Origin of the sequence: Allobosea sp. Tri-44 (assembly GCF_004123845.1) — a bacterium.
In the GTDB taxonomy this organism is placed as follows: Bacteria; Pseudomonadota; Alphaproteobacteria; order Rhizobiales; family Beijerinckiaceae; genus Allobosea.
In genome coordinates, this window is sequence record NZ_NBDP01000030.1 from 455901 (window position 1) to 476631 (window position 20731).

Genomic DNA, 20731 nt, shown 5'->3' on the forward strand with positions numbered 1-20731 from the left:
ATTCCGGCGATTAACCTTAGCGATCGGCGAGCAAACGCGGTAAATGCCTGGTTCACGCGGTCCGCTTGCGCAAGGCCAGCCACAGCCGCAACAATGTCCGGCAGCGCGCCACGTCGAAGGCCAGCATCAGCCCGCCATAGATGGCGGCGCCGAGCGCGGCCTGCAGCAACAACTCCGGCAAGGGCGGGAGGCGGCCGGAGAGCGGCCAGACAACCGCCACCATGACCGCGACCGCCGCGACGATGATGCCGATCTCCCGCCAGTTCGGGCGGACCGGGAGCGAGCGCAGCCCCACCCAGCCGGTGATGACGAGGACGACGAGGAAGCTGATGGTCTGGCCGAGCGCATAGCGCTCCGGGCCGAGCGTGCCGGCGGCGAAGACCAGGGCGACATTGGCGAGAAGGCCGGTGCAGGCCGCCAGCGTCACCAGGCCCGTGCGCTTGCCAAGCAGGAAGACCGGATAGAGCCCGCCGGCGAAGATGGTGAGCGCGACGAAACCGGGCAGCAGCAGCAGCATGTAGGCGGCGAAGTGGCCATGGAAAGCCACCGGCACGAGCAGCTTTTCGAAAGCCGGCAGCACCAGGAATAGGCCGGCGGCCACCGGCAACGCCACCATCAGCACGATCACGAGGTTGGCGGCGATGCGCCTTTGCGCGGCGCGGCGGCCCTTCGCCTCATCCAGCCGCAGCACCTCGCGCAGCATGACGATCTCGAGCGTCGCGGCGAGCGTGCCGAACAGGCGCAGGCCCATATCGGCCGCGAGCGAGAAATAGCCGGCCTCGGCAAAGCCATAGGCATCGGCGAGCAGCGAGCGGTTGAGCAGCGGGATCAGCGAATAGATCGCGTTCGCGCCGACGATCGGCAGCGCGTAGCGCGCGAAGTCGAGCGCGAGGTCGCACCGTGCCGCCGACCAGGAGAGCGGCGCGTCGGCGAGCGCACGGCGCACCGCCAGCAGCGCCGCCATGGCGCTGATGACACCGCCGAACATCACGACCGTCGGATCGCGCGTCCACCAGGCACCGCCGACCATCAAAAGCAGCGCCAGCACGTTCTTGACGATGATCAGGCGGGCATAGGCCGCATCGAGGAAACGGGCGCGGGCGATGGCGCCATGATAGTCGAACAGGCCGGCGCAGATGCCACCCAGCACCGAGGCGGCGACCAGCATGGCCGGCAGGCCGAAATCGACCCCGGCGACGATGGCCGCGACGAGCAGCCCGGTGAGCGCTATGGTCATGCCTGCGCTCAGTACATCGAGGGTCGCCCCGATCTGCGGCTGTTCCTCGCGGCTCTTCTGCGAGTAGAAGCGGACGGCAGACAGTCTTATCCAGTCGAGCAGCGCGGTGTTGAGCACGACGATGATCGCCGCGCCGATGGCATAGCGGCCGAATTCGGCGGGGCCGAGGAAATAGGCAATGAGCAGCCCGAGGGCGAAGTTCAGCCCGGCATTGATCACGAAGGGCAGGAGAACGGTCATGACGCCATCGCGAAGGGGCAGGCCAGCTTGGCACTGGCAACGCATGACTGCGCTGATTCCGCCCAATCGCCAAACCGCAGGTTCCCAGGCGGACGCCGACCAGTCCTCGCCCTCCGCCATCGCGGCAAGCTGAGCCGATGCCGGGCGATCCGCTGTTCTATCTCGTCGGCTGGGCGACGACCTTGCTCGTCGGCATCGGCAAGGGCGCCTTCGGCGGCGGGCTCGCCATCCTCGGCATTCCGCTGCTGGCGCTGGTGGTCGATCCCTTGCAGGCGGCGATCATGGTCGCGTTGCTGGTCGCGGCGATGGACCTTGTCGCCATCGGCAGCTTCGGCGCCTCGACCTGGTCGAAGAAGGATCTCGTCTGGCTGATACCCGGCCTGATCACCGGCATCGCGATCGGCTACGCGGTCTTCCTCATCGTCGATGCGCGCATCGTCACGCTGATCATCGGGCTCGTCACCCTCGCCTTCACGGCCCATTGGTTCCTGCGCGGACGCGTCGCGCCTCCCGGCCAGCTACCCGTCTCGCCGCCTTTGGCGCTGTTGGCCGGCACCGCTTCGGGCTTCACCACCTTCGTTGCTCATGCGGGTGGGCCGCCCGTAGCCATGTACCTGCTGGCGCGCGGGCTCTCCAAGACCGCCTTCGTCGGCACGACCATCGCCTTTTTCATGCTCGGCAACCTCCTGAAGCTGCCGCCCTATATCGCGCTGGGCTTAAAGCAGCCGCAGGCGCTCTGGGCGGCGCTCGCTTTGCTGCCGGCCGCGCCGATCGGCGTCTGGATCGGGCGCTGGCTGCATGATCGGCTTGACCAGAAGCGGCTGTTCTTCGCCTGCTATCTCCTGCTCGCCGTGGCGGCGCTGAAACTGACGGCCGATGCCGCGCTGGCATTGCTGCGATAGCAGCATGGCAGGAGCGCGAGCGACCCATCTTTGCAGCGGGCCACATTGGCCCTAAGCGATCCATCATGATCGCCCTGCCCGCCCTTCGCGACGCCACCGACGCCGATTCGGAACCGCTCGCCGCCTTGATCTCCGCGACCTTCGCCGAATATCCGAACTGTTTCTTCGACTGGTCGGAATTCCCGGAGCTGCGCCGCCCGGCCAGTCACTATGCCGAGAAGGGCGGCAGGCACTGGGTCGCGGATGGGCCGGATGGCCGCGTCGTGGGCTCGATCGCCGTCGTTCCCGTGCCGGACCAGAACGCGGTCGAGCTGTTCAAGGTCTATGCCGACCCGAGCCAGCGCGGCAGCGGACTGGCGCAGGCGCTGTTCGCACGCACACTCGCCTTCGCCGAGGCCGGCGGCTATGGCGAGATGATGCTGTGGTCGGACAGCAAGTTCACCCGCGGCCACCGCTTCTATGAGAAGCTCGGCTTCGTGCGCTGGCCGGGCGAGCGTTATCTCGCCGACATCTCCGCCACCTGGGAATACCATTTCCGCAAGCCGCTCGCCGCGGCCCGGCCATGAACCCCAACACCGCGCTGCGGGCAGCGTTCGGCATCGCGCTGCTCACCGCGATGGACGCGGTGATCAAGGCGCAGATGCAACAGCATCCGTTCCTGCTGGCGCTGTTCATGCGCTTTGCCATGGGCGGCCTGTGCGCGCTCGTGGTGCTCGCCTTCCTGCGTCCCACCTTTCCGACGCGCGCCAGCCTGATCGGCAATACGGTGCGCGTGCCGGTGGTGATCCTGACCGCCGGCAGCTTCTTCTATTCGGTCTCGGTGCTGCCACTGGCCGAGGCGCTGACGCTGTCCTTCCTCGCGCCGGTCTTCGTCGCCCTGCTCGGGGCCCTGATCCTGAAGGAACGGCTCGACGGGCGCATCCTGCAGGCGCTCGGCTTCGGCCTCGCCGGCATGCTGGTGATGGTCTGGCCGCGTTTGAAGGGCGGCGTCACCGGCGCCGAGCTCGGCGTCGCCGCTGCGCTGTTCTCCGCGGTCTCCTATGCCTTCAACCTGATCCTGCTGCGGCGGATCGCGGTGAAGGAACATCCGGCGATCATCGTGCTGTTCCAGAATGCCGGGCCGGCGCTGTGCCTGGCCTGGCCAGCCTATTTCGTCTTCATGCCGATGAGCGGCGGCGATCTGCTCGCTTATCTTGGCGCCGGCGCACTCGGCGTCGCCGGGCATCTCTCGCTGACCTCGGCCTTCGCCCGGGCGCCCGCCTCGCGATTGGCGCCGATCGAGTACACGGCGCTGATCTGGGCGAGCCTGCTCGGCTGGTTCGTCTTCGGCGAGGTGCCACTCTGGACCACCTTTGCAGGCGCGGCCCTGATCGTCGCCGGTGCCTTCGCCGTAAGCCGGCGCTGACCCCGCCGCAAAATCGCCTGCTTGGTCGGACTTCTGCACGGAACGCCTCAAGGGAAGCGCACGCCGCTCATGCCCTCCTTCCGCACCAACGGCGATTGATCAGGGCATGCAGCGCCCCGGCCCCGCTGTTCGCGCCCTTCGCGAACCCGGCCTGGCCGTCGCGCTCTGCCTGCATCTTGCCTTGCTTGGCGCCCTGCTCGCTGTCCGAGCCTTCAGCGGCTTCGTTCCGGTAAGCGAGGCAAGCGTCGAGGTCGAACTGGTCGGACCGGAGGCGTTGACGCCGACCTCACCACCACCACCGGCGCCGGTGCGGGCGCCCGCCCCTCCACAGGCCGCTGAGATCGTGCCGCCCCCGCAAGCGGCCCCTGACACTCCACCCTCCGAGAAGCCGGCCGTCCCGCCCGTTCCACCACCGGCCGAGCCACCGGCGATGATCACGGCCCGGGTGCTGCATTCCGAAAGCGTGCTGGCCAATCCGCGCAGCCGCGGGACGCGCGAAGCGCTGAAGACGCTCGACGCGGCCGAGCGCATCGAGCAGCTCTGCAATCTCGAGGCGATGAGCCAGATCCATGCCTGGAAGGCGGAGTTCGAGCCCGACCGCGTCGTGGCTTTCGCCATGGCCGGCACGAGGCAGTCGAAGACTGCGCTGGAAGCGGACGGAGCTGCCTTCCGCAGCCGCAAGCAATGGTATGGCTTGCGGTTCCGCTGCGAGATGGCGGCGAACGGCAAGGTCGCCGGCTTCCAGTTCCGCGTCGGCGAGGCGATCCCGCGCAGCGAATGGGCGGCACATGATCTGCCGCCCGAGCATTAATCTGTTGCGGTCGCCTCAGGCCGGCTTGCTGCAATAGGCCTCGAGCCGGTAGCCGTCGGGATCGACGACGAAGGCGGCGTAGTAGTCGGGACCATAGGACTCGCGCAGGCCCGGCTTGCCATTGTCGCTGCCGCCTGCTGCCAGCGCCGCGGCATGGAAGGCGTGGACGCTCTGGCGCGTCGGCGCGACGAAGCAGAAATGCAGGTTCGACTCGCGGTCCGGCGGCACCGGCGCCGAGGCCGCCCCGATCCAGAGCCCGACACTGCCCTTGCCATAGCCGAGCGAGCTTTCGTCGGCGCTCAGGCAGTCATAGCCGAGGGCGCCGAGCGCGGCGTCGTAGAAGCGCTTGGTGCTGGCGATCTCGCGAACGCCGATGGAAACGTGATCGAACATGGCTTGTCTTCTCCCTGTCAGGTCTTGATGCGCTTGGCGCGGACATCGGCCTGGATCTGCCAGCTCGCGCCGCCATCGCGCGAGTGGTCGCCGATCCAGTGAAACGAGTCCGGCGTGATCTCGGTGAAGCGCCAGCGGATCGCGGTGCCGTCCTCGAGCTTGCCGTGCTGGACGATGTCCTTGCCATCGGCGCGGCCTATCTGGTGCGTGTAGTATTGCTTGACCGGGTCGTTCCAGCGGATGTGCCAGGCGTCCTGGTCGGGGTCGTAGATGCGCAGCGTCGTGCCGTGGAAGAAGCCGGGCAGGCTCCAGACATCCTGCACGGCGCGCCCATCGAGCACCCAGCCGAAGCGGATTTCACCCCTGGCCTCATGACGCTGGCTATCGTCGGTGTGGATCACCGCCTCCATGGTCCAGGCGCCGACAAACTGGCCGTAGAGGGCGAGCTTCTCCGCATATTCGGGCGCCGGCCCGTCAGCGATGAGAACATCGGCCAGCGTCGATGGCGCTGCTGTCATGATCGGACTCCGTCTTGATCAACTTGGCGCCAGCTAGACCCGAAGCCCCGGGCCTTGCTTGGGAAAAACTGCTAAACTCGTCAGCATGACCGCGACCGCTCATCTTCTGGCTTCAGGCCCCGGCTGGCGGGTCAGCGATATCGTCTGCACCGCCGGCCCGAAGGACCGCGCCTTCGAGGAAGAGCATCCGCATCATTGCATCGCCATCGTCCGCAGCGGCTCGTTCCGGTACCGCTCGACGCAGGGCAGCGCTGTCCTGGCGCCGGGCTCGCTGCTGCTCGGCAATCGCGGCGCCTGCTTCGAATGCGGCCATGAACATGCGACCGGCGACCGCTGCCTCGCCTTCCAGTTCGAGCCGGCCTATCTCGAAGGCATCATCGCGGCGGTGCCCGGTGCCCGGCGCAACGATTTCGGGCTGGCACATCTCCCGCCGCTCCCTGCGCTGGCTGGCCTCCTGGCCGAAGCGGAAGCCATTACTGATGATCCCGACAGGCTCGAGGAGACCGCTATGCGCCTTGCCGGCACCGTGGCGAGCGTGCTGTCGGGCGAGAAGTCTGTAGCCGAGCGGCCAAGCGCCCGCGACCAGCGGCGGATCACGCGGGCGCTGCGCCACATCGAAGGGCATTGCGAAGAGGCGCTCTCGCTCGATGCGCTGGCCAGGCAGGCGGCGATGAGCCCCTATCATTTCCTGCGCACCTTCCGGGCGCTGATCGGGATGACGCCGCACCAATATGTGCTGCGCACTCGCCTGCACCGGGCGGCATTGCTGCTGCGCCGGAGCGAGCTACCAGTCGCCAGCATCGCCTTCGATTGCGGCTTCGGCGATCTTTCGACCTTCAACCGCCGCTTCAAGCGGGTGATGGGCGCGAACCCGAGCGACTATCGCAGAGCCTGAGCGGCGCTCAGCGCTTCGCGCCGAAGATCATGCAGGTCTCGGTCCCATGCGCCAACAGCTTGCCCTGCGCATCGACCAGCTTGCCCTCGCTCGTCGCGACCGAGCCGCCGCGGTGGATCAGCCTGCCCTCGCAGCGCACCGGGCCGTTTCCCGGCATGACCGGGCGGACATAGTTCAGCTTCATCTCCAGCGTGGTGTAGCCCTCACCGGCCCGCAGCGTCGAATGCACGGCGCAGGCCATGGCGGAATCGAGGATGGTGGCCGTCCAGCCGCCATGGATCGTCCCGAGCGGATTGAAGAAGCGCGGCGAGGGCGTGCCGACGAAGACCACCCTGCCCTCCTCGACTTCGGCGATGTCGAAATCCATCGCATCGGCGAAGGGCGGGCCGGGATGGCGCCCCTCGATCACCCCGCGCAGGAAGGACACGCCATCCTCCGCGAGCAGAACATCGCGGCTGACGACACCGATCTCACGGGACATGTCCGACTCCATCTCTATCGTGTAGATGCACGATAGAGATGGCTGACCGACTCGGTCAAGCTTGCACGCGCGGCTCAGCCGACCTGCCTTGCCGCCCGCCGGATCGCCTTGAGATTGTCGCGCGTCTCGCTCCAGCGTTCCTGGCCAAGCCCGCCCTCGATCCTGTCCTGCGCCGCGCGCCAATAGGGGATCGCCGCCTCGATCGCGGCGCGGCCCTTCTCGGTCACGGCATAGGTCAGCGCCCTGCCCTTGCAATCGACCGGCTCGATCAGCTTCTCGGCTGCGAGGAGTTGCAGGTTGCGGGTCAGCGAGGTCCGCTCCAGCGCGAAGCGGTCGGCGAGCTCGGTGACCGAGCGCCAGGCACCAGTCGAGAGCGCCGAGAGCAGTACGAACTGGGTGATCTTGAGGCCGCTCGGCCGCATCGCCTCGTCATAGGCGCGGGTCACGGCCCGCGCGGTCATGCGGACATGCAGCACGACACAGGAGCGGGCGATGTCGTCGAGGTGGAGATCGTGCGCTGGCGTCGTCATCTCGCCACGATAGCCGGTTTAACGTGCGGCCGCAGCAGGCAGATCGGCGGCCGGTTGCCGCGTTCACCTTTTGCGCGGCGGTTTCCTTGACTCCTGCGGGCCTCAGGCCTATCTCCGCGACGTCCGTTAGCACTCACTTGGTGAGACTGCTAACAGATCCCTTTCACGGGCCAAACTCGAGCCCGTCCAGAATACGACCGAGAGGAAGACAGAACCATGAAGTTCCGTCCGCTGCATGACCGCGTTGTGGTCCGTCGCCTTGATGGCGAAGAGAAGACCAAGGGTGGCATCATCATCCCCGATACCGCCAAGGAAAAGCCCCAAGAGGGCGAAATCGTCTCCGTCGGCCCCGGCGCCCGCGACGAAGCCGGCAAGCTGGTTGCCCTCGATGTCAAGAAGGGCGATCGCGTCCTCTTCGGCAAGTGGAGCGGCACCGAAGTCAAGATCGACGGCCAGGATCTCCTGATCATGAAGGAATCCGACATCATGGGCGTCATCGGCTGAACAGCCTGACGTTCCTTCAAGCCCTCAATCAGGAGTAGTCTCATGGCTGCCAAAGAAGTCCGTTTTTCCACTGATGCCCGCGACAAGATGCTGCGCGGCGTCGAGATCCTGAACAACGCCGTCAAGGTCACGCTTGGTCCCAAGGGCCGCAACGTCGTGATCGAGAAGTCGTTCGGCGCCCCGCGCATCACCAAGGACGGCGTCACCGTCGCCAAGGAGATCGAGCTCGCCGACAAGTTCGAGAACATGGGCGCCCAGATGGTGCGCGAAGTGGCCTCGAAGCAGAACGACGCCGCCGGCGACGGCACCACGACCGCTACGGTTCTCGCCGCCGCCATCATGCGCGAAGGCCTGAAGTCGGTCGCCGCCGGCATGAACCCGATGGACCTGAAGCGCGGCATCGACCTTGCGGTCGAGGCGATCGTTTCGGACCTGAAGAAGAACTCCAAGAAGGTCACCTCGAACGCGGAAGTCGCGCAGGTCGGCACGATCTCGGCGAACGGCGACGAGTCGGTCGGCAAGATGATCGCGACCGCGATGCAGAAGGTCGGCAACGAGGGTGTCATCACCGTCGAGGAGGCCAAGACCGCCGAGACCGAGCTCGACGTCGTCGAGGGCATGCAGTTCGACCGTGGCTATCTCTCGCCCTACTTCATCACCAATGCCGAGAAGATGGTCGCCGAGCTCGAGGACCCCTACATCCTCATCTTCGAGAAGAAGCTGTCGTCGCTCCAGGCGATGCTGCCGATCCTCGAGGCCGTCGTGCAGACCGGCAAGCCGCTGCTGATCATCGCCGAGGACGTCGAGGGTGAGGCTCTCGCCACGCTCGTCGTCAACAAGCTCCGTGGCGGCCTGAAGGTCGCGGCCGTCAAGGCTCCGGGCTTCGGTGACCGCCGCAAGGCCATGCTCGAGGACATCTCGATCCTGACCGCCGGCCAGATGATCTCGGAAGACCTCGGCATCAAGCTCGAGACCGTGACGCTCAACATGCTCGGCCGCGCCAAGAAGGTGCGCATCGAGAAGGAGAACACCACGATCATCGACGGCGCCGGCAAGAAGAAGGACATCGAAGGCCGCGTTTCGCAGATCAAGGCGCAGATCGAGGAGACCTCCTCGGACTACGACCGTGAGAAGCTCCAGGAGCGTCTGGCCAAGCTCGCCGGCGGCGTCGCGGTCATCCGCGTCGGCGGCGCGACCGAGGTCGAGGTCAAGGAGAAGAAGGACCGCGTCGACGATGCCCTGAACGCCACCCGCGCTGCGGTGGAAGAAGGCATCCTGCCGGGCGGCGGCGTCGCCCTCCTGCGCGCGCTCCAGACCGTCAAGGCGATCAAGACCCAGAACGACGACCAGAAGACCGGCGTCGAGATCGTCCGCAAGGCGATCACCGCTCCGGCCAAGCAGATCGTCGACAACGCTGGCGATGACGGCGCGGTCGTGGTCGGCAAGCTGCTGGAGTCGAAGGACTACGCCTACGGCTACAACGCCCAGACCGGCGAATACGGCGATCTGGTCAAGGCCGGCATCATCGACCCGACCAAGGTCGTGCGTACGGCGATCCAGGACGCGGCTTCGATCGCCGGCCTGCTGATCACCACCGAGGCGATGATCGCCGAGGCGCCGAAGAAGGACGCCCCGATGCCCCCGATGGGCGGCGGCGGCATGGGCGGCATGGACTTCTGATAGGAAGTCCGAGCTCTCCAGCTCGACAAGAATGGAAGGCCCGGCGCAAGCCGGGCCTTTTTCCGTTTGCCGGCGCGTCTTGCAAACGACATCGCTCCGTAAACGCCCTGACTCAGGCGCTGGGCAGAGTTCGGCTTTCTCGCCGGAGTTCCACCATGCTCACGCGTCGCCTGCTGCTTGCCGGACTCGGTTCGGTCGCCGCCTCGCCCATCCTTGCCCAGCAGGATGACTGGCGTCAGAGCATCCGGGAAGTTCGCTTCGGCGTCTCTTCGGCGGAGAACGAGGCGGCAGCGATCGCCCGCAACCAGCCGATGGTTGACTATCTGGCCAAGAAGCTCGGCGTCCCCGTGAAGATCTACCGGGTCAGCGACTATGCCGGCCTCGTCGAGGCGATGCGCGCAGACCAGCTCGAATTCTCACGCTTCGGGCCGGCGGTCTATTCGCTCGGCCGGCGCGTGCTCGGCGACAAATTGCAGCCGCTGTTCCGCGATGTCGATAACAACGGCCAGGAGGGCTATTACTCGGTCGTCGTCGTGCGCGCCGAGAGCCCCTACAAGTCGGTCGCCGATCTGAAGGGCAAGAACTTCGCCTTCGCCGACCCGAACTCGACCTCGGGCTACGCCTTCCCGTCCTATTACCTGCGCAAGCAGGGCTTCGATCCGCAGACGCATTTCGGCGGCACGGTGTTCTCCGGCGGCCATGACAATTCGGTGATCGCGCTGGTGCGCGGCCAGTTCGACGGCGTCGCCACCTTCCAGGTCAACGAGAATTCCGGCGTGGTGCAGCGCCTCGCCGGCCGCGGCATGATCCCGGCCGGCGCGACCCGGGTGATCTGGACCTCGCCGCTGATCCCGGCGAGCCCGTTCTCGACGCGCGCCAACCTGCCGCAAGCGCTCAAGGACGAGTTCGTCGCCGCGATGATGGCGATGAAGGACGAGGCGCCGGAGGTGTTCAAGACCTTCACCGACGGGCAAGTGTCGCGCTATGCGCCGGCCAAGCACGAGGATTATCTCGACGTCATCGCCGTGACCGAGGAGCTGGAAGCGCGTCGCAAGCAGAAACCGGGCGGCTGAGCCGAACTTGGCAATTGCGCGCTTTGCACAAGGAAGAGGCTCCGCAGTCTTGCATCGACTTTCGTTGTAGGCCCTAGATCGCGACGGGTGCGGCATCCTGCCGCGTCCATGCTTTCGGGGGTCACTTCATGAACAACCCTGCCCTGGCCGACGCCGCCAAGCTCGTCGGTCGCATCCTGCTCGCCCTGATGTTCGTCCTCGGCGGCTGGTCCAAGATCAACGGCTATGCGGGAACGCAAGCCTATATGGGCTCCGCCGGCGTTCCCGGGATTCTGCTGCCGCTGGTGATCATCGTCGAACTGATCGGCGGCCTGATGATCGTCGTCGGCTACAAGACCCGCCTTGCGGCACTCGCGCTGTTCGCCTTCACCATCGCCGCTTCCGTGCTCTTCCACATGAACTGGGCGCAGCCGATGCAGCAATTGCTGTTCATGAAGAACCTCGCGGTCGCCGGCGGCTTCCTCGTGCTGTTCACAGCCGGCGCTGGCGCCTATTCGGTCGACAAGGACTGAGCCAGATCACAAAACGCTGAAAAAGCGCGGCCCGGTCTTGAGCCGGGCCTTTTTTGTGCGCAGGGCTGATCTACAACGCTCTCTCCTGAGCAGCGCGGCTCCCGCGCTGATTCCCCGACAAGGACGACGCCATGCGCCTGTTGAGTTTCGCCATCGCCGCGCTCGCCGTGATCGCGCTCGTGGTCGGCCAGCAAAGCGGGAGTACGGGCATTCTCGGCCTCGGCGTCGTCGGCTTGCTGCTGGCGTTCGCCACGTTCCGCTCGACCAGCATCCCGTTCTTCCTGAAAATCTTCTCCGGCATCTTCGGCACGGAGTATGTGATTTTCGGCGCCGGCGCGCTGCTTGCCCAGCTCGGGCTCTGGCCCACCGCCTGGCAGGCTGCGGCGCCGCCGGCCAGCCTCGGCACGACGGTCGCCGTCTTCGGCATCCTGATCTACCTGGTCTCCTTCGTGCCGGTGGTGCAGCGCATTGCCCGCATCGCCTCGCCTTATTTCGAATCCTCCGAGCCGCAGATCGCCAATCTCGGACCATTCGGCCGCTACCGCATGCGGCTCGGCACCTTCGCGGTCGCGCTCGTCGTTTTCCTGATCGTCCTCAACCAGGCGCAGGTCGGCATCTCGCTGCGCATCAACTTCTTCTATCGCGACTTCTACAACGCCCTGCAGGAGAAGAACGCGCCGGCTTTCTGGGAACAGCTCATCAACGTCTTTTGCGTCTGGGCAGCAGTCTCCGTGATCAGCGTGTTGATCGAGACCGTCGCCAATTCGGTCCTGCTGATCCGCTGGCGCGAATGGATGGCCGCCGAATACAACAAGCGCTGGCTCGGCAACGGCAACCACTACCGTATCTCGCTCGCCGGCACGGCGGACAACCCCGACCAGCGCATTTCGGAAGACACGCGGGCCTTCCTGAACCAGACCTACAGCTTCTCGCTGACGCTGATTACCCAGGTCTCAACGCTGGTCTCGTTCTCGATCATCCTCTGGTCGATCCCCGTGGCGATCACCGTGCCCGGCACCGACCTCGTAATCCCCGGCTTCATCTTCTGGGCGACACTGATTTACGCCGCGATCGCAACCTGGATCACTCATCTGATCGGCAAGCCGCTGATCGGGCTCGAGTTCGAGCAGGAGCGGCGCGAGGCGAACTTCCGCTTCGCTCTCGCTCGCCTGCGCGAATACTCCGAGCAGATCGCGTTGATGCGCGGCGAAGGGGCCGAGCGGCGTCATCTCGGCGAGACCTTCGGCGGCATCGTCGACAATTTCTACCACCTGCTCTGGCGCAGGCTGAAGCTGACGACCTTCACGCTCTCCTATAATCAGGCGAACGTCGTCATCCCCTTCGTCTTGCTGGCGCCCTACTACTTCGCCGGTGCGATCGCCTTCGGCGTGCTGACGCAGGTGTCCTCGGCTTTCGGCCGGGTCGAGACGGCCATGTCCTTCTTCATCAACAGCTACCAGTCGATCGCCTCCTATCTCGCCTCGATCAACCGTCTCACCACCTTCGAGGCGGCGATCGCCAAGGCTGAGGCGCAGGGCGCCGGTGGAGAAGGCGCAGCGATCGATATCGTCGAGAAGCCGGTCAAGGACGCCACGATCGAGACGCTCGCTCTCAACCTGCCGAACGGGCAGCCGATCGTGCAGGCTTCCGGCCTCACTCTGCCGGGTGGGCATTCGACGCTGGTGGTCGGGCCATCCGGCTCGGGCAAGTCGACATTGTTCCGGGCGCTCGCCGGCATCTGGCCATTCGGCGAGGGCAAGGTCGTGACGCCGGAGGGGCAACGCATGCTCGTCCTGCCGCAGCGGCCTTATCTGCCGCAAGGCTCCCTGCGGGCTGCGCTCGCCTATCCGGCCGAACCCGATGCGTTCAGTGACGCGGAAATCCATGCGGCGATGGACAAGGTCAAGCTCGGCCATCTCGCCGAGCGGCTCGACGAAGTCGATCTCTGGGGCCAGCGCCTCTCGGGCGGTGAGCAGCAGCGCCTCGCGGTGGCGCGCGCCCTGTTGGCCAAGCCGGACTGGCTCTTCCTCGACGAGGCGACCGCCTCGCTCGACGAGAAGCTGGAAGGCGAGATCTACGAGGTGATCCGGCGCGAGCTGCCGCAAACCAGCATCGTCTCGATCGGTCATCGTTCGACTCTGCGCGCCATGCACGACGAGCTGATCGCGATGGAGAAGAATGCCGACGGCACCTTCAGCCCGAAGGCGAAGGCCATGGAAGCGGCGGGCTAGTCCGACAGCGCTACGAAACCCAGCACGTCATGCTCGCCCTTGTGGCGAGCATCCACGTCTTGAACACCGCATCTGACCGAGAGGAAGACATGGATGGTCGGGACAAGCCCGACCATGACGAGAAGCGGCGGGACGGCTTCGCGCCAGCTCAGATTCCGCGATCGAAGCGGAGCTCGCCCGTGCCCGTCTTGATGACGAGACGACCCTCGACCAGGTCCCATTTCTGGGCGGTGCGCAGCGCCGTCAGATAGCCGCGTTCGAAGTCGGAGGCGCCCTTGTCGCAGGCCATCTTGGTCACCGCGATCGGGCCGACGGCGAAAGCCTGCTGGCGTAGCGGATAGGCCGAAGCCGAGAAGGTGTTGCAGCCGGCAAAGCCGGTACCACGCAGATTGGAATCGACCTTCAGCGTCGCGCGGTAGCCAGTATTTGGCTTGCCGTTCATCTGGTTCAGGGTCCAGGAGGCGTCGAGCGGGAAATTCTTCTCCTGCTGCCGCGGCGGCGGAGCGTCCTGCCCTTGCTGCGGAATCTGCGACGGCCGCTGGCGCCCCTGGGCGAGCGCATCACTCACCAGGACAGGCGACAGGGAGAGAACGAGGGCGGCCAGGAGGCCAAGGCGCGACTGCGTATTCAACTGGTCCAGACCCCGATTGGAAAGAGCGACAGCCTTAGAGCAGGATGCGAAAAAGTGGGAACCGGTTTTTCGCATCGATCCTGCTCTAACCTTTTGATGAGAGACGGATTCAGATTTCAGTTGGCATCGCCTTGCGATGCCAACTGAAATCATCCGGCTCTACGAGAACCCGATACTTTCCACTGCACCGATCGTGGTGGCGAGCGCAAGTCTCGATCGCACCGCTTTTGGTACGACTTGCACCGAAATCGCCTCGCCCGACTGAATTACCCGGACATTGCGTCGGGAATCCGGCGTGTCAAATGCGCGCCAGCAGCCGTTCGATCAGCGGATTGGAGCGGCGGAAGACGTAATCGAGCGTTCGCACGGTGATGTCGTCGGCACCGGCCTTGCTCAGTTCCTCGACCAGCGGGAACACCGCCTTGCGCGGACAATGCAGCGTGACGACGCCGTCGCTGCCGGACGCGCCGAAGGGCAGGCGCGCACCAAGCCGGTGCGCGATCTCGCCGAGCCGCTGCGGCGAGACGGCGTTCAGCACGGCGCGGACCTCGCGCAGCGAGCGCGCCTCCTCCTCCGCGGCGATGCGCGAGAGGATGGCGGCGGCGGCATCCCGCGCCTGCTTGCCCCAGGGCGCGCGCACGGAGGCGACGAGATTGGCCTCCGACGCCAGGATCACGCCGTCATCGAGCACTTTCAGCGCATTTGCAGAGAGCGTCGCGCCGGTGGTGGTGATGTCGACCACGATCTCGGCGGTGCCGGCTGCCGGCGCACCTTCGGTCGCGCCCAGGCTCTCGACGATGCGGTAGTCGGCGAGGCCATGGCTGGCGAAGAAGCGGCGGGTCAGGTTCACATACTTTGTGGCGACGCGCAGCTTGCGGCCGTTGCGGGCGCGCATGGTCGCGGCGACGTCGTCGAGATCGGCCATGGTGCGGACGTCGATCCAGGCCTGCGGCACGGCGACGACGACATTGGCCTGGCCGAAGCCCAGCGGCGCCAGCAGGACCATGCTGGCATCGGCGTCGGCGACCTGCTCGCGGACCAGATCCTCGCCGGTGATGCCGAGATGGGCGGCGCCGGAAGACAGCTGGGCGACGATCTCGGAGGCCGAGAGATAGGCGACCTCGGCACCGCCGAGCCCGGCGATCTGGCCACGATATTCGCGCTGCCCGCGCGCCTGCACGAAGCTGAGCCCTGCCCTGCCGAAGAAGGCGGTGGCGTTCTCCTGCAGACGTCCCTTGGAGGGAACGGCAAGGACCAGCGGCGCGTCGTTGGTCTGAGTCTGGGTCATCGTTGCGCTCATGCCTTGCCTCCCGCGAGGCGGTCGAGCCAGAGTGAGGCGCCCACCGCCGGCACCGGTGCCGGCGCACCGAGGCGCTGGAGCACGCCGTCATAGCGGCCGCCACCCGCGATCGGCTTGAGATCCGGCCGGGCCGGATCGTGCAACTCGAAGATGAAGCCGGTGTAGTAGTCGAGATTGCGGGCAAAGCCGGCCGAGAACGAGATATTGGCGACGTCGACGCCGCGCGCGGCGAGGAAGCCGGTGCGCTCGTCGAAGGCGTCGAGGGCGGCGGCAAGGTCGAGCCCGGCCTCGCCGGCGAGCTTGCGCCAGGCGGCGGAGGCGCCATCCGGATCGCCGCCGATGGCCAGTGCATGCGCGATCAGGCCGCTCGCTTCGGCATTGACCGGATTGTCGCGCTCGGCCGCCCGCGCCAGGAAGCGCTCGGCGATGTCGCCGGCCGAGCGGCCGCCGACAGTCGAGATCCCGGCGATCGAGAGCACGTCCTCGACGAAAGCGCGCGCCGCCTTGGGGTCCTGACCTTCCAGCGCCTTGAGCAGGCCGGCATGGGCGTGTTCGACCTCGTTCGCCGGCGGCTCGAGCGCGGCGACGGCATCGGCACCCTTGCCTTGCGCAACCGCACGCATCAACCGGCGGCGGGCGGCCTGCGGCACGCCGAGCCGGTCGAGCAGCGCCGTCAGCAGCGCGACATCGCCCATCAGCAGGCGCGGCCGGCTCAGGCCGAGCGAGGCGGCGGATTCGACGGTCAGCGCCATGATCTCGGCATCGGCGGCGGCGAAATCGGTCCGCCCGAAGGATTCCAGACCCGCCTGGGCGAACTCGCTCGGCTCATTCGCACGCATGCGGAAGACCGGGCCGGCATAGGCATAGGACGCCGGCTCGGCGGAATGGGCTGCGATATGTGCCAGCGCGACGGGGATGGTGTATTCGGGGCGCAGGCACCATTCGCGCCCGTCATCGTCCTGCGTCAGGAAGATGCGGCGGCGGATATCCTCACCCGAGAGATCGAGGAAGGGCTCGACCGGCTGCAGGATCGCCGGCTCGGCGCGCCGGTAGCCCTCGCGCTCGAACGGCGCGATCACGGTCTCGAGCTTTGAGCGCATGGCCGGCACTTTACAAACATCCTATTGCGGCGCCGTCCTAGCAGGGCCCGCTACGATTTTCGATGGTTTTTAGGGAATTGGGTTAGCGGGAATCGTGAAGGGGCGCGGGGAACCCTCTCCTGTAAGGAGAGGGCAGGGTGAGGTGTAGCCCGCTCGACCAGTTCCGCGAGCGCTGACCGCGCGGGCGGGTTCCGGCCAACGTTTTCAGTCCGAACACCTCACCCCTGCCCCTCTCCTTACAGGAGAGGGGTTCCCCACGCCTTATGAATGCCGCCCCAGCATCCTCTTCACGCCCTCAACCAGCTCACCAACCGGCACAGAGAACTGCGCCTGCGCCTGGCGCTCCTTGTGCTCGGCGGAATCCTTGACGTCGCGGCCCGCAGCGGCGAGCTCGGCGCCGAGGATCAGGTCCTTGATCACGACCGTGCCGGCCTCGCGTTCCGACGAGCCCTGGATCACGGCGCAAACCGCGCCGCGCCGGTCGGCATATTTCATCTGGGCGTTGAAGCCGGACGAGCCGAGATAGAGGTCGGCGCGGCAGAGCGGTTTGCCATCCTCGACCGTCGCCTGCCGGAGGTCCGAGACAAGCTTCTGATAGCCCGGCATGAACTCCGGCGACTTGTTGTCCATCGCGGTGACGACGACGAGCGGCAAATCGTTCTTCGCATCGACGATCGGCGACTTCACAGCCTTCAGCGCCGAATAGAGCCGGGAGACGCCGATCGAGAAGCCGGTTGCCGGCACGGGCTCGGGCCGGAAGCGGCCGACGAGACCATCATAGCGCCCGCCGCCCGCCACCGAGCCGAAGCGCACGACCTGGCCGTCCTCATTGGTGACCGGGAAGGTCAGCTCCACCTCATAGACCGGGCCGGTATAGTATTCGAGGCCGCGGACGACGGAGGACTCAAATGCAATCCGATCAGAACCATACCCCGCAGCTCGGCACAACGCATGAATCTGAGCCAACTCCTCAACGCCAGCATTTCCGATTGCACTGTTGCCAACAGATCGCTTCCAGTCGTCCAGCACGCCTTCCCAGTCGCCGAACTCCTCGTCTAATTGAAACTCGAGGTATCCAAGTACGACATCGGCTTGTTCCTCGCTCAGCCCCGCACCCTTCGTGAAATCCCCGCTTTCGTCCTTGCGCCCCTCGCCGAGCAGCAGCCGCACGCCCTCCGGCCCGAACTTGTCGAGCTTGTCGATGGCCCGCAGCACTGTCAGACGGCGGCCGGCATTCTCCTCGCCGCCGAGGCCGATCGCCTCCATCACCCCGTCGAGCACCTTGCGGTTGTTGACCTTGACGACATAGTCGCCGCGCTTGATGCCGAGCTTCTCCATCGTGTCGGCGGCGAGCATGCAGGCCTCGGCATCGGCCGCAACGCTGCCCGAGCCGACGATGTCGGCGTCGAACTGCATGAACTGGCGGAAGCGTCCCGGCCCCGGCTTCTCGTTGCGGAAAACGTAGCCGACGCGATAGCTGCGATAGGGTTTTGGCAGCGCGTCGAAATTCTCGGCGACATAGCGGGCGAGCGGCGCCGTCAGATCATAGCGCAGCGAGAGCCACTGCTCGTCATCGTCCTGGAACGAGAAGACGCCCTCGTTCGGGCGGTCCTGGTCCGGCAGGAACTTGCCGAGCGCGTCGGTGTACTCGACGAAAGGCGTCTCGACCGGATCGAAGCCGTAGAGCGAGAAGCTCTCGCGGATCACGGCGAGCATGCGCTCGGTGGCGGCGACATCGGCCGGGCCGCGATCGACGAAACCGCGCGGCTGGCGGGCCTTCAGCTTGGCAGGGGCGGACATAGGATTTTTAAAACTCGAGTTGAGATTATGACCGGGTCTGGAGGCGGGTTAGCCCGCTGCGGCGCGCGGAGCAAGCGCAGCGGCCGCAATCCGGCTAGCCGCGGCCATAATCGCGCATTACAGACCGCTTGCCGATCGGCTTGCCTCGGAAACCGATCGGCAGGCGGTCTCTGATACTAAAGTCAGAGACCGATTCATCGATCGGATTGATGCAATCTTATCGGATCCGGCTCTAGTCTCCGGCCGCGGCGCGAGGAATGGATGATGCAGGCCGGACTACGCAACCTGCTGGCCTGCCTGTTCGCGGTGCTGCTGCTCGCCGCCTGCGGGCCGAGCGAGCCCGACCAGCGCAAGGCCTTCATCGGCTTCCTGCAGACGGACATACTGGCGCGCCCGGGCGTGCGCCTGCCGCGCCCCGATGCCGAAAAGCAGAAATCCTTCGGCGACTATGCCGGCCACTATGCCGTGATCCTGCGCTTCCACGAGCGCATGAACACGACGGTCGGCAAGCCGATGCAGGAGGCGACCGCCAAGGCCGCGCCGCGCTCGATCGAGGACGTGGTCGCGCGCAAGACCGAGATCGCAGCGGTTCGCGCCGGCTTTACCCAGATGCGCCAGGCGCTCGACGCCGCGCTCGCCGCCGCCGAGAGCGAGCGTGCCGCCCTCAAGCAGCCGGAAGACCTCGCCAAGGTCTATGCGAGCGCCTACCAGAAACTGGTGACGGAGCCGGCCGCGACCGTCCGCGAGGTCTTCCCGGTGACCGACGAGACCTTCGCCGCGATCCTGGCGCTGGCCGAGCTGATCGAAGCGAACAAGGCGGCGATCCGGGTGAGCGGGTCTCAGGTCGATGTGCGCAATACGGCGCTGCGCAACAGGGTGCAGGCGGCGATCACCGCCATGAACACCAAGCAATCGGCGATGACCGCGGCTCAGCAGAAGCTCCGGCAGATGGTCTACGGGAACTGACGCCGGCGTCATTCTCGGGCGGAGCCCTCGGGTCCGACCTTCGGTCGGCCCGAGGATAAACTCCGCGCAGACCCGAGAATCTCCTGACGAGAAGGCGCAGGCCAGAGCCCATCCGGGCTGAGATGCTCGGGTCAAGCCCGAGCATGACACATAGTCACTCCGCTGCGACGACTCCGGCCGGAACCGCCTCCCCGATCCCCGCCTTCGCCAGCCTCGCAGGCAAGGGCCCGCCGGTCGCCCAGTCGAGCAATTCGGCGGTGTGCAGGATCGGCGTCGACGCGCCGCGGTCGGCAAAGCCCTTCGCAATCTGGGTGATGCAGCCGATATTGCCGGTGGCGACGAGATCCGGCTTCGTGCGCTGGATGTTGCCGACCTTGCGCTCGCGCAACTGTCCGGCGATCTCCGGCTGGAGGATGTTGTAGACGCCGGCCGAGCCGCAGCAGATATGGCCTTCCGGCACCTCCTTCACGCGGAAGCCGGCGCGCGCCAAGAGGCGCTTCGGCCCGTCCTTGAGCTGCTGGCCATGCTGCATCGAGCAGGCCGAGTGGTAGGCGACCGTGAGGTCGAAGCTCCGGGTCGGGGCCAACTCCAGCGTCTCGACGAACTCGGTCACGTCCTTGGCGAGCGCCGAAACCTTCACCGCCTTCGCCGCATGGGTCGCGTCGTCGCGGAACATGAAACCGTAATCCTTGATCGTCGTGCCGCAGCCCGAGGCTGTGATCAGGATGGCGTCGAGCCCCTCGCCCTCGATCTCCGCCATCCAGGCATCGATATTGGCGCGGGCGAAGGCGAGCGCGTCATGCTCGCGGCCCATATGGTGGACGAGCGCGCCGCAGCAGCCCTCGCCCTTGGGCAGCACCACCTCGACGCCGTGGCGGGTGAGCAGGCGGATCGTCGCCTCGTTGATGCCGGGGTCGAGCACCGGCTGGGCGCAGCCGGAGAGAATGGCGACGCGTCGGCGCCGTTCGCCCTCGGCCGGGAAGGAGCGCGGCCCCTCCATCGCCGAGCGGTCGGGCAGGCTCCAGGGCGCCAGCGCCAGCATCGCCTTCAGCCGCGCTCCGATGACAGGCAGCGCGCCGAGCGCCCCGGCCAGCGGTTTGCCGAGGCGCGCCGCCAGCATGGCGAGGCGGAAGCGGCCGGGATAGGGCAGGATCGCCGAGAGGATGGCCCGCAGCGTCCGGTCGGCGACGGGCCGCTCATAGGTTTCCTCGATATGGGCGCGGGCATGGTCGACAAGGTGCATGTAGTGCACGCCCGAGGGGCAGGTCGTCATGCAGGAGAGGCAGGAGAGACAGCGGTCGACATGCTTGACCACGTCCGGGCTCGCCGGCCGGCCGCTCTCCAGCATGTCCTTGATCTGGTAGATGCGCCCGCGCGGGGAATCGAGCTCGTCGCCGAGCAGCAGATAGGTCGGGCAGGTCGCGGTGCAGAAGCCGCAATGCACGCAGGTGCGCAGGATCTTCTCGGAGGCCGGCAGGCGCGGATCGGAGGCGAGAAGTTCGGGCGAGAAATTGGTCTGCAT

General features: G+C 66.5%; 21 protein-coding genes. 11 read left to right on the plus strand and 10 right to left on the minus strand.

Annotated features, from left to right (window positions below):
• Positions 1 to 52: 52 nt before the first annotated feature.
• A complete protein-coding gene (locus tag B6S44_RS18605; RefSeq protein ID WP_164985882.1) occupies positions 53 to 1477 on the minus strand; it encodes a lipopolysaccharide biosynthesis protein in 1425 nt (474 codons plus the stop codon).
• 137 nt (positions 1478 to 1614) lie between these two features.
• Here B6S44_RS18605 and B6S44_RS18610 point away from each other — a divergent pair, with 137 nt between their 5' ends.
• From B6S44_RS18610 to B6S44_RS30075, 4 genes are all read left to right on the plus strand, one after another.
• Entirely contained in the window at positions 1615 to 2379 is a 765-nt protein-coding gene (locus B6S44_RS18610; protein WP_129158362.1) for a sulfite exporter TauE/SafE family protein, read from the plus strand.
• Between the two features lie 65 nt (positions 2380 to 2444).
• A complete protein-coding gene (locus B6S44_RS18615) occupies positions 2445 to 2945 on the plus strand; it encodes a GNAT family N-acetyltransferase (RefSeq protein WP_129158363.1) in 501 nt (166 codons plus the stop codon).
• Positions 2942 to 3784: a DMT family transporter gene (locus B6S44_RS18620; RefSeq protein ID WP_129158364.1), complete on the plus strand. Its 843-nt coding sequence runs from the start codon at positions 2942 to 2944 to the stop codon at positions 3782 to 3784. The genes B6S44_RS18615 and B6S44_RS18620 overlap by 4 nt, the downstream gene beginning before the upstream one ends.
• Positions 3785 to 3890: 106 nt before the next feature.
• Positions 3891 to 4595: a DUF930 domain-containing protein gene (locus B6S44_RS30075; RefSeq protein WP_129158365.1), complete on the plus strand. Its 705-nt coding sequence runs from the start codon at positions 3891 to 3893 to the stop codon at positions 4593 to 4595.
• Between the two features lie 15 nt (positions 4596 to 4610).
• Here B6S44_RS30075 and B6S44_RS18630 read toward each other — a convergent pair whose 3' ends face one another.
• Positions 4611 to 4988, minus strand: coding sequence for a VOC family protein (locus B6S44_RS18630; RefSeq protein WP_129158366.1), 378 nt, complete (start codon positions 4986 to 4988; stop codon positions 4611 to 4613).
• 17 nt (positions 4989 to 5005) lie between these two features.
• Entirely contained in the window at positions 5006 to 5506 is a 501-nt protein-coding gene (locus tag B6S44_RS18635) for a hypothetical protein (protein ID WP_129158367.1), read from the minus strand.
• Between the two features lie 85 nt (positions 5507 to 5591).
• On the opposite strand from B6S44_RS18635, the gene B6S44_RS18640 reads away from it, so the two are divergent.
• Complete coding sequence (locus B6S44_RS18640) at positions 5592 to 6401, plus strand: AraC family transcriptional regulator (RefSeq protein WP_129158368.1); 810 nt, start codon at positions 5592 to 5594, stop codon at positions 6399 to 6401.
• A gap of 7 nt (positions 6402 to 6408) precedes the next feature.
• Here B6S44_RS18640 and B6S44_RS18645 read toward each other — a convergent pair whose 3' ends face one another.
• Both B6S44_RS18645 and B6S44_RS18650 read right to left on the minus strand, forming a co-directional pair.
• Positions 6409 to 6882 carry a PaaI family thioesterase gene (locus tag B6S44_RS18645; RefSeq protein ID WP_248309649.1) on the minus strand — a complete coding sequence of 158 codons (474 nt, stop codon included), beginning with the start codon at positions 6880 to 6882 and terminating at the stop codon, positions 6409 to 6411.
• A gap of 74 nt (positions 6883 to 6956) precedes the next feature.
• Positions 6957 to 7412: a MarR family winged helix-turn-helix transcriptional regulator gene (locus tag B6S44_RS18650; protein WP_129158370.1), complete on the minus strand. Its 456-nt coding sequence runs from the start codon at positions 7410 to 7412 to the stop codon at positions 6957 to 6959.
• Between the two features lie 216 nt (positions 7413 to 7628).
• On the opposite strand from B6S44_RS18650, the gene groES reads away from it, so the two are divergent.
• From groES to B6S44_RS18675, 5 genes are all read left to right on the plus strand, one after another.
• Positions 7629 to 7916: a co-chaperone GroES gene (gene groES, locus B6S44_RS18655; protein WP_129158371.1), complete on the plus strand. Its 288-nt coding sequence runs from the start codon at positions 7629 to 7631 to the stop codon at positions 7914 to 7916.
• Positions 7917 to 7958: 42 nt separating this feature from the next.
• Complete coding sequence (gene groL / locus B6S44_RS18660; protein WP_129158372.1) at positions 7959 to 9596, plus strand: chaperonin GroEL; 1638 nt, start codon at positions 7959 to 7961, stop codon at positions 9594 to 9596.
• Positions 9597 to 9751: 155 nt separating this feature from the next.
• Entirely contained in the window at positions 9752 to 10669 is a 918-nt protein-coding gene (gene phnD, locus B6S44_RS18665; protein ID WP_129158373.1) for a phosphate/phosphite/phosphonate ABC transporter substrate-binding protein, read from the plus strand.
• A gap of 128 nt (positions 10670 to 10797) precedes the next feature.
• Entirely contained in the window at positions 10798 to 11181 is a 384-nt protein-coding gene (locus tag B6S44_RS18670) for a DoxX family protein (RefSeq protein WP_110487857.1), read from the plus strand.
• A gap of 131 nt (positions 11182 to 11312) precedes the next feature.
• Complete coding sequence (locus B6S44_RS18675; RefSeq protein WP_129158374.1) at positions 11313 to 13412, plus strand: ABC transporter ATP-binding protein/permease; 2100 nt, start codon at positions 11313 to 11315, stop codon at positions 13410 to 13412.
• 148 nt (positions 13413 to 13560) lie between these two features.
• On the opposite strand, the gene B6S44_RS18680 is transcribed toward B6S44_RS18675, so the two are convergent.
• The 4 genes from B6S44_RS18680 to hisS all read right to left on the minus strand — a co-directional run bounded on the left by B6S44_RS18680 (position 13561) and on the right by hisS (position 18243).
• Positions 13561 to 14043: an META domain-containing protein gene (locus B6S44_RS18680; protein ID WP_164985883.1), complete on the minus strand. Its 483-nt coding sequence runs from the start codon at positions 14041 to 14043 to the stop codon at positions 13561 to 13563.
• Positions 14044 to 14341: 298 nt separating this feature from the next.
• Positions 14342 to 15331: an ATP phosphoribosyltransferase gene (gene hisG / locus B6S44_RS18685; RefSeq protein ID WP_129158376.1), complete on the minus strand. Its 990-nt coding sequence runs from the start codon at positions 15329 to 15331 to the stop codon at positions 14342 to 14344.
• Positions 15332 to 15339: 8 nt separating this feature from the next.
• Complete coding sequence (locus tag B6S44_RS18690) at positions 15340 to 16443, minus strand: ATP phosphoribosyltransferase regulatory subunit (protein WP_129158377.1); 1104 nt, start codon at positions 16441 to 16443, stop codon at positions 15340 to 15342.
• A gap of 261 nt (positions 16444 to 16704) precedes the next feature.
• On the minus strand, positions 16705 to 18243 hold the full coding sequence (gene hisS, locus B6S44_RS18695) for a histidine--tRNA ligase (RefSeq protein WP_129158378.1): 1539 nt from the start codon (positions 18241 to 18243) through the stop codon (positions 16705 to 16707).
• Between the two features lie 261 nt (positions 18244 to 18504).
• Here hisS and B6S44_RS18700 point away from each other — a divergent pair, with 261 nt between their 5' ends.
• Complete coding sequence (locus B6S44_RS18700; RefSeq protein ID WP_129158379.1) at positions 18505 to 19209, plus strand: DUF3053 family protein; 705 nt, start codon at positions 18505 to 18507, stop codon at positions 19207 to 19209.
• A 154-nt stretch (positions 19210 to 19363) separates the two neighbouring features.
• Here the strand turns inward: B6S44_RS18700 and glcF are convergent, their stop codons facing one another.
• Positions 19364 to 20731: a glycolate oxidase subunit GlcF gene (glcF, locus tag B6S44_RS18705; protein WP_129158380.1), complete on the minus strand. Its 1368-nt coding sequence runs from the start codon at positions 20729 to 20731 to the stop codon at positions 19364 to 19366.